General features: G+C 48.5%; 6 protein-coding genes. All 6 read right to left on the reverse strand.

The features are described 5' to 3' along the window. Positions 1–7: 7 nt before the first annotated feature. The 6 genes from ade to A7D23_RS05075 all read right to left on the reverse strand — a co-directional run bounded on the left by ade (position 8) and on the right by A7D23_RS05075 (position 9,121). Positions 8–1,816, reverse strand: coding sequence for an adenine deaminase (gene ade, locus A7D23_RS05050; RefSeq protein WP_019225414.1), 1,809 nt, complete (start codon positions 1,814–1,816; stop codon positions 8–10). Positions 1,817–1,895: 79 nt separating this feature from the next. After that, the gene (locus A7D23_RS05055; protein ID WP_019225415.1) at positions 1,896–3,536 is read right to left on the reverse strand and encodes a class I adenylate-forming enzyme family protein; all 1,641 of its coding nucleotides are present in this window, start codon (positions 3,534–3,536) and stop codon (positions 1,896–1,898) included. An 89-nt stretch (positions 3,537–3,625) separates the two neighbouring features. Then, a complete protein-coding gene (locus tag A7D23_RS05060) occupies positions 3,626–4,864 on the reverse strand; it encodes a phenylacetate--CoA ligase (RefSeq protein ID WP_019225416.1) in 1,239 nt (412 codons plus the stop codon). After that, the gene (locus tag A7D23_RS05065) at positions 4,861–5,457 is read right to left on the reverse strand and encodes an indolepyruvate oxidoreductase subunit beta (RefSeq protein ID WP_019225417.1); all 597 of its coding nucleotides are present in this window, start codon (positions 5,455–5,457) and stop codon (positions 4,861–4,863) included. Before A7D23_RS05065 ends, A7D23_RS05060 begins: the two co-directional genes overlap by 4 nt. Further along, complete coding sequence (gene iorA / locus A7D23_RS05070) at positions 5,454–7,388, reverse strand: indolepyruvate ferredoxin oxidoreductase subunit alpha (protein ID WP_019225418.1); 1,935 nt, start codon at positions 7,386–7,388, stop codon at positions 5,454–5,456. The genes A7D23_RS05065 and iorA overlap by 4 nt, the downstream gene beginning before the upstream one ends. A gap of 230 nt (positions 7,389–7,618) precedes the next feature. Further along, complete coding sequence (locus A7D23_RS05075; RefSeq protein ID WP_019225419.1) at positions 7,619–9,121, reverse strand: IMP dehydrogenase; 1,503 nt, start codon at positions 9,119–9,121, stop codon at positions 7,619–7,621. Positions 9,122–9,453: the final 332 nt, after the last annotated feature.

The raw sequence follows: 9,453 nt of genomic DNA on the forward strand, positions 1-9,453 counted from the left end.
GAGCGTATCATTCGAGCAAAGACAGGAATGAAAAGTTCAGACAATCAATCAGTCCACGGTTCGTCAGGCGCAGTTCCGGGATAACAGGCAGACTTAAGAGCGCCATGGTCATAAATGGCGAGGCCAAACTGCATCCAAGCTCTTTCCAGGCTTTATCAAGCTGAGTCACCATTCCGGCCACTTCCTCGACCGGTCTGTCCGACATTAAGCCGGCGATCGGCAGTGGCAGTATGGCCAGCACTTTCCCATCCCTCACAGTGGCCATACCGCCGCCAAGGTCTGCCAGTGTATTGCCGGCAAGCGCCATATCCGCGTCATTTACACCGATGATGATCAGATTATGACCGTCATGAGCCACTGTTGATGCGACTGCCCCGCTCTTCATCTGGAAACCCTTGACATACCCGAGGCCGTAATTTCCCGGGCCGCCGTGCCTTTCCAGGACCATAACCTTGGCAATATCGGCTGTAATGTCAGGACATACCTGCCCTTGCGCTGTTCCCATCTCGATCACGCGATGAAGGGTTCCGGCCTGGGCTTCTTTGATCTCGATGACGTGCGCCCTGACCGTCGTTCTTCCTTCCGGAGCTTTGATGATGAAGTCTCCGGATTTCAGTTTATGGGACAGATGAACGGAACTGCGGAACTTCTCCGGATAGCTGACGGACGAAATTTCAGCCAGCATCCGTCCTTGTTCTGCTATGATTTCCCCGTCTATCATTACTTTTTCTACGGTGACTTCCGCGAGGTCACGCAGAAAAACAATATCTGCACATCTGCCAGGTGAGATACTCCCGAGATGCCGGTCAAGCCCGAAACACTGAGCAGGATTAATGGTTGCCATTTGAATCGCCGTAACCGGATTGACACCCTGGCGAATCGCCTGGCGGATCACATGGTTGAGGTGTCCTTTGGCCAAAAGGGTATGCGGATGCACATCGTCCGTCACCAGCACGGCATACCGGGAATCTACTTTGTTTTCAGTAATGGCCCGGACGGTTTCCTTAACGTCCTGCCAGGCTGAGCCTTCCCGCAGTTTGGCATACATACCGAGACGCATCCGGGCCAGGGCATCCTCCCTGGTCGTACTTTCATGGCAGGACAGGATCCCGGCTGCTGCATAAGCCTGCAATCCTTTTTCGAGATCAGCAGAAGCGTAATGCCCGGTAACCGGCTTGCCGGCGTTCAGCGTTACCTTTAATTCGGCATGAACCTGCGCATCACCAGAGATGACTGCCGGATAATTCATCATTTCCCCGAGCCCGATGATCCTGCTGTCCTGCAAGGCTTCTTCGATTTCAGCCGGGCCGATGATCGCTCCGGCATCTTCAAAACCCGGAGCAGCAGGTACACAGGACGGCATTGTTGCAAATACTTTAAGTGGCATGGCCTGTCCTTCTTCGACCATCATCTTAACGCCTTCCAGACCGAAGACATTGGCAATCTCATGCGGGTCCATCACAATGCACGTCGTTCCCTGCGGCAGGACAGCTCTGGTGAATTCCCTCAGCGTGACCATGCTGCTCTCGACATGCAGATGTCCGTCCAGAAAACCCGGTGCCAGCGTATAGCCCGAGGCATCGATGATCTTCGTCTGTTCCCCGATAGCAGGCGCGGCATTACCGACTAGGACAATCCGGCCGTGTTTGATCGCGACGTCCTTGTTTTCTTCGATTTCACAAGTATTTACATTGATGATGCGGCCGCCCCGGATCACCGTGTCCGCTTTCAGGATACCCATGGCGGTTTGAGCCAGTTCGGCTGTTTTCTCCTGAAAATCTTTCACGAGAAAATTGAGTACACAATCATTCAACACTTTAATCCCCTCGTTTTATTTCATGGATGATTCCTTTTGCTATGATTACTTTTATCAATGGATTTTTTCATCTCATTGACTATAGACTGTTTTCTGTCTGGGCGGCAATCAGGGTGGCTGCCCCGTATTTTTCCCTTAAACGCGGTTTCTCAATCTTACCGGTTGGATTGCGCGGGACCTTGTCGAAGATAATCCGGCGCGGACGTTTATAGCGGGGCATTGGTGCACAGAAAACGCTGATATCTTCTTCTGTGCAGATACTTCCCGGTTTGAGTTCGATGATTGCTGCGGTAATCTCACCCAGGCGCGGATCAGGCAGACCAATCACTGCGACATCCTTAATCGACGTATGTGCACGCAGGAAGTCTTCGATCTGAACCGGATAAATATTTTCGCCGCCGCTGATGATCACATCTTTTTTCCTATCGACCAAATATATAAAGCCGGCCTCATCCATCCTGGCCACATCACCGGTCAGCAACCAGCCGTCTTTCAGGGCTACAGCCGTGGCTTCAGGGTCGTTGTAGTAGCATTTCATGACACCCGGACCTTTGACCCTCAGTTCCCCTACCTGACCCTGTTGGACCGGACAGCCGTTTTCGTCAGTAATTTGAACTTCCCACTGATAACCGGGTACCCCAATCGCGCCCACTTTATGGATGTTCTCTAGGCCAAGATGCACACAGCCCGGTCCGATGGACTCACTCAGGCCGTAATTCGTATCGTACAGATGATTTGGAAAATAGTTTTTCCAGCGGCGGATCAGGCTGGGAGGTACCGGCTGGGCCCCTATATGCATCAGGCGCCATTGAGAGAGCTCATAATCCTCCAGCTTAACTTTGCCGCTCTCAATCGCATCCAGGATATCCTGGGCCCATGGAACGAGAAGCCAGGCGATGGTGATTTTTTCCTCGCTGATCGTCTTCAGAATCCACTCCGGTTTGACGCCGCGCAGCAGGACAGCTTTGCTGCCTGAGAGCAGGCTGCCGAACCAGTGCATTTTGGCACCGGTGTGATAAAGCGGCGGTATGCACAGGAAATTGTCGTCACGGGTCTGTCCATGATGGTTTTGTTCCGTATAACAGGCCGACATTAAGCTCCGGTGTGTATGGAGGATGGCTTTCGGGAAGCCGGTCGTCCCGGAAGAAAAGTAGACGGCCGCATCATCATCGTCAGACAGTACAACTTGCGGCACCTCCGAGGAACTGTTCGCTGCCAGCCGGTCGTAATTCTCTGCGAAGGACGGACGGTTTTCACCCGCAAATAAAAGCGTTTTGACTTTAGGGATCTGATCGTAAATCGTTTCCACACGGCCAATAAATTCCGGTCCAAAGATCAACGCAATTGTATCGGACAATTCCAGGCAGTATTTGATTTCTTCAGCTGTGTAGCGAAAATTTAAAGGGACTGCAACGGCGCCGGATTTTAAGATACCGAAGTAAATCGGCAGCCATTCCAGGCAATTCATTAATAAAATGGCGACTTTATCGCCTTTCTTAATGCCTCTTTTCAGAAGCAGATTCGCCATACGGTTCGCTTTCTCGTCAAAAACCCGCCAGGTCATTTCCAGCCGGTATTCCCCTGCCGGATTATTTTCGATCAGTTCATACTCTCTCCAGGTGATTTTATGGCTTTCCTGAAGATCCAGATTAATCTCGGTCAGACATTTCTCCTGTCCGTACAACGCTGCGTTGCGTACCAACAATTCAGTAATGGGCATTGTTTAATCTCCTCCCGTTCTACCATGACAATATTTGTTTGTGATGAAATAAATTGACTTATATAAAACTGTAAATTTAAAATGCAAAATTAATAGCGGTTATCAAAGATGCGGGTCGATTTCTTTTCGCTCCGGGGAAGTTCCCCGATAGCTACGGCTTTCGGGACGACGGAAATCCCAATTTTTGCTTTACAATGCTGTTTGACGTCTTGTTCGAGCTGCTTTTTATCTGCATTGTTTTCGGTCTCAAAGAACAGCGTCATAATATCTTTGCCGCTTAAATGGTCAATCATGACCTGGTATTCACTGCTGGCACCTTCTACTTCGCGCAGAAGCTCGTCAATCTGACCCGGGAAAATATTCACACCCTTGACTTTGACCATATCATCGGTACGGCCGATAATGGTATCGATTCTGGGGTGAGCCAGACCGCAGGCACATTCTCCTGGCAGGAAACGGGTTAAATCATGGGTGCGGTAGCGAATCAGCGGAGCACCTTCCTTCTTTAAGGTCGTGATCACCAGTTCCCCAATTTCGCCTTCCGGTACCTGCTGGCCGGTATGCGGGTCGATAATCTCAAAGTACAGATAATCATCCCAATAATGCATGCCGCATTCGTAATCGCAGCTCATCGCAATGCCCGGTCCGTAAATCTCAGTCAAGCCATAGATATCGTATAATTGAACGCCCAGTTCACCGGCGATGCGTCGGCGCATTTTTTCGCCCCAGCGTTCCGAACCGATGACACCTTTGCGCAGGTGGATTTTGTCCTTGACTCCCCTTTTGGAGATCTCTTCAGCCAGGAGCAAGGCATAGGATGAAGTCGCGCACAAAACGGTACTTTTTAAATCAATCATCATTTGAATTTGTTTATCGGTATTGCCAGGGCCCATCGGAATAACCATGGCCCCTAAAAGCTCAGCTCCGTTCTGAAAGCCGATGCCTGCTGTCCATAAGCCGTAGCCCGGCGTAATATGGACCCGGTCCAGGTTGGTCAAACCGGCTGTTTCATAGCAGCGTTTAAACATGATGGCCCAGTCTTCGACATCCTGCCTTGTATACGGAATAATGACCGGGGTGCCGGTGGTTCCGGAAGAGGAATGAATCCGGACAATCTCACTGTCGGGAACAGCCTGCAGGCCAAGTGGATAAGCTTCTCTCAGATCATCTTTATTGGTAAACGGTAGTTTTTCAAAATCTTCCTGGCTTTGCATGCTCTGAAGTAGTTCGTACCCTGCAAATTTCTTGCTGTAAAAACCGTCGAGACTGCAGAGTTTGGTCAGATTTTTTCTAATCGCTGCAAACTGGGTTTCATTCATCCGTTTCATACACAAATATTCCCCTCTTCTATGTTTTGGGCACCGGCCCGAAGGGCCTGAATGTTCATGTCCAGCAGTTTAGCCGGCAATACGCTTTCCAGAGCAGTTTCCATGTCCGTAAGTGTAAAGCCAAGTACACCGCTGCCTGCTGCTGCACCGAGTAAGGCAGTGTTTAAGACTTTTGGTGAGCCGCAGACAGAACAGACTGCATCGCTATCCACAATATAGAACCGGCTGACACTGTTTTGCAGATAGTCCAGCATCGTCTTCCCCTCATAACCTTCAGCCGAGAGTGAAGCTGTGACCGGTTTAATCGCTTTTTGACTGACAATGACGGTCCCTTGCGGCTTTAAAAAAGGAAGCGCCCGTACAGCTTCCGCGGGTTCAAAGCCTAGCACCAGATCAGCTGTCTTCAATGCTACCAGCGGAGCGTGAATATTTTCACCGATCCTTACATGGCTGACGACGCAGCCACCCCGCTGGGCCATGCCGATCGTCTCCGCTGTACGAACTTTTAAGCCTTTTTGCATCGCGGATTGGGCAATAACTTTGGAAGCCAGGACAATTCCCTGACCGCCTACCCCAGCTAAGATAATATTCATACCGGCTCACCTCCTATCGCAGCAAAAGAACAGACTTGTGTACAGAGTGAGCAACCGTAGCATAAAGCCGAATCAATTTCAGCCTTATCTACTTTCCAGGTAATGGCCGGACAGCCCAATTCTTTGATACAGCGCTTGCAGCCGCTGCATTTTCCGGGATCAACTGTGAATTGCGGCCCTGGTTTGGCTATTGCAATGCACGGATATTCAAAGATCACCGCTGAAACGCCACGCACCGCTGCAGCATCTTGGATGGCAGCGACCGCTTGTTTTAAGTTGAGCGGATTGCATGTCGTAATCTGTTTAACACCCAAGGCTTGAAGGACAGCCGGAATACTAATTTTTTCAGCGATATTTCCCATCATGGTTTTCCCGGTGCCCGGGTGTGGCTGATGACCTGTCATCGCCGTTGTCGAATTGTCGAGAATGATCAATACGATATCGGTTTCATTGTAAACAGCATTAATCACACCGGCAATGCCTGTATGAAAAAAGGTTGAATCACCGATAAATGCAAAATTAACCGTATCCGGTTCAGCGCGGTGCAGTCCCTGGGCAATCGTAATGCCTGCACCCATGCAGAGGCAGGTGTCAACCATCTCCAGCGGACTTGCATTACCAAGTGTATAGCAGCCGATGTCACCGGAAAAGACCGCTTTCTTACCTTTCATGGCTTTTTTCACCGCGTAAAAAGAAGCGCGGTGCGGACAGCCGGCACAGAGTACCGAAGGCCGGACCGGCAGAGCCGGCTGCTCAGGCTGTATAACTTCTACAGTCTGTTGATCCTCTTCAGCTATGCATTCTTCTTTATTGTTTATATCCTCATGTTTAGCATTCAATGTGGAGAGATTTAGACGGCAGTCTTCATCCTGATTAGGCTTCTTTAAGAATTTCGTGATTGCCTTGCGCGCGATTTCAATGCTGTTTTCCCCAGCCTGAGGGGTATGGCCGCTCAGTTTGCCGAAGACTTTGACAGGCAAATGGTATTGGCCGCACAGGAAAATCAATTCTTTTTCAATCACTGGATCCAGTTCTTCGATCACCAGTACTTCATCGAGGCCGCTTAAGAATTCCAGGGCCAGTCTTACCGGAAAAGGATGCGGCGTTGAAACTTTGAAGAGTTTATAGTCAATATCCGAACTATTCTTCTGAACATCGTTTTCGCGTTGACGGCACTCCTTTAGCGCCTGGATCGCTTCACACGTATAAGCATAACTGATGCCGCCTGTGGCAATACCTTTTTTACCGCTGCCGGTTAATATATTGCAGGGATAGGAGGAAAAGTCCGCTTCCAGTATTGGACGTCTGGCTTCAATTTGCAGATGCTTTTCATAAGAAAGGCGAGGAAAAATCGTCCATTTCGGATTTTTGACAAAAGCGCCGGCCGAAGAAGCCGCCTGGGCGGGTTCGAGTACGATAGAGGCGCTGCCATGACAAACACGCGTGGTTGGACGAAATAAGACCGGGGTCTTGTATTCTTCCGAATAGGCAAACGCATCGCCAATCATCTGATAAGCTTCTTCCGGTGAAGATGGGTCAAAGACAGGCAGTTTGGCAAAAGAAGCAAAATGACGGGTATCCTGCTCTGTCTGGGAAGAAATAGGTCCGGGATCATCGGCAACAACGATGACCATTCCCCCCTCTACCCCGATATAAGCGAGGCTCATTAATGGATCGGAGGCAACATTAAGACCAACTTGTTTCATGGTGACCATCGTTCTGAGACCAGCATAGGCTGCACCAGCCGCAACTTCCAGCGCGGATTTTTCATTGACGGACCATTCAACATAAATATTCCCGGGATTCTTCCGGGCGACTGTTTCCAATATTTCAGTGGAAGGCGTGCCTGGATAGCCGGTTACAACCGCAACGCCGGCCCGGATAGCTCCCATGGCAATTGCCTCATTCCCCATTAAGAGTACTTGTTCCATGAATCGTCCTCCTAAAACAGATCAAGACCAATAGACTAATATTGACGAACAAACCAATAAGCTTGCCCTTTAAAGAAAGACAAGCTTTGAAATTGCAAATAACATATTTAAGTATAATTCTTTTTTGGCATGATCGTCAACGACATTACTGTTTTTAAGGCAATTTTTTAAGAATTTTTATCGATTTGCTTCGGTAATGATCTGATTACGCTCCATTGACAGAAGACACTTTATTTTATATAGCTGTTATCCTTCAGAAGGACGTCATGTGAACCGCCTTCCACGATGCTTGTTGCGGATACGAGCGTGAGTTTGGCATTTTTGTGCAGTTCTGGAATCGTCAAAACCCCACAGTTGCTCATGGTTGAACGGACTTTGTTCAGGCTCAGGGTTACGTTGTCTTTTAAACTGCCGGCGTATGGCACATAGGAGTCAACGCCTTCTTCAAAAGAAAGCTTGCCGTCACCGCCGAGATCGTAGCGCTGCCAATTCCTGGCACGGTTAGAGCCTTCTCCCCAGTATTCCTTCATGTAGCTGCCATTGATATTGACTTTGTTCGTCGGGCTCTCATCAAAACGTGAAAAATACCGGCCAAGCATGATAAAATCGGCCCCCATCGCCAGCGCCAGTGTAATATGGTAATCATGGACGATACCGCCATCCGAGCAGACGGGGATATAAATTCCGGTTTCCTTGAAATATTGATCGCGCGCATTGGCAACTTCAATCAACGCGGTAGCCTGTCCGCGGCCTATCCCTTTTTGTTCGCGGGTAATGCAGATCGACCCGCCGCCAATGCCGACTTTGACAAAGTCGGCCCCCGCTTCGGCCAGGAATAAGAATCCCTCGCGGTCCACGACGTTCCCGGCGCCAACCTTTACGGATTCACCGTATTTTTTGCGGATAAAATCGATCGTCCTTTTCTGCCATTCCGAAAAGCCTTCGGAAGAATCAATGCAAAGAACATCTGATCCGGCATTAACCAGCGCAGGCACTCGTTCTTCATAGTCCCTCGTATTAATCCCTGCTCCGACAATATACCTTTTGGAGGCGTCCAGAAGTTCCCTTTCGTATTCTTTATGGGAATCATAGTCTTTGCGGAAGACCAGATACTTAAGGTTTTGGTCTTTATCGATCAAAGGTAAAGCATTCAGCTTATGGTCCCAAATAATATCGTTGGCTTCACTCAGGGTGATCTGATCACTTCCGCAGATCAGATCCTCAAACTTTGTCATGAATTCTTTGACTTTCGTATCTTTGGACATTCTGCTGACGCGGTAATCTCTGGTCGTAACAAGACCCAGCAGCTTACCCGTAGCTGTACCGTCTGAGGTCACCGCCACTGTGGAATGATCCGTTTTGGCTTTCAGGGCCAAAATGTTCGCCAGCGTGCTGTCCGGGGTTATATTGGAATCGCTGGTCACAAAACCTGCCTTATAGTTTTTGACCCGCGCAATCATCTGAGCCTGGGTATCAATCGGCTGAGAACAATAAATAAACGAAATACCGCCTTCTCTGGCCAGAGCAATTGCCATTTTATCGTCCGAAACAGACTGCATGATTGCCGATACCAGAGGAATATTCGTATTAATGGAAGATTCCTCACCTTTTTTGTATTTTACAACGGGAGTCTTCAGACTTACATTTGTCGGGGTACAGTCTGCCGAAGAATACCCGGGTACTAATAAATATTCTCCAAAAGTATGGGAAGGTTCATCAAAATAAGTTGCCATATCAATCTCTCCTTTGTCATTAATAATAATCATTCAAAACATTTTTATTGCATAAAGCTTGTACTTCTTCATTTATATATCAGGCGCCAGCTAAGTCTTCTTTAAAATCAATAACGAAGATATAACCATAAATATTCTTATTCGCTAAATATTATCACATTCCCTTCAAAAATCAAGATGTCAGTAGAAATTCAGACAATTTTAAATGTTAACCTCAATTGACTTTGTAAATGCAACCTATACATTACTGGGTGATTGCATTTAAATCTTCAAACAGGATAGTGGCATTAAGTCTTACAATCGAAAGTCTCCTTTTTCTTCACTCCCCCATG

This window comes from Dehalobacter sp. TeCB1, assembly GCF_001707455.1.
Taxonomy (GTDB): Bacteria; Bacillota; Desulfitobacteriia; order Desulfitobacteriales; family Syntrophobotulaceae; genus Dehalobacter; species Dehalobacter restrictus.

Coding starts and splice junctions, on each gene's coding strand:
- A7D23_RS05060 (WP_019225416.1), bottom strand. CDS start 4,864: ATGAAACGGATGAATGAAACCCAGTTTGCAGCGATTAGAAAAAATCTG.
- A7D23_RS05075 (WP_019225419.1), bottom strand. CDS start 9,121: ATGGCAACTTATTTTGATGAACCTTCCCATACTTTTGGAGAATATTTA.
- A7D23_RS05055 (WP_019225415.1), bottom strand. CDS start 3,536: ATGCCCATTACTGAATTGTTGGTACGCAACGCAGCGTTGTACGGACAG.
- A7D23_RS05065 (WP_019225417.1), bottom strand. CDS start 5,457: ATGAATATTATCTTAGCTGGGGTAGGCGGTCAGGGAATTGTCCTGGCT.
- iorA (WP_019225418.1), bottom strand. CDS start 7,388: ATGGAACAAGTACTCTTAATGGGGAATGAGGCAATTGCCATGGGAGCT.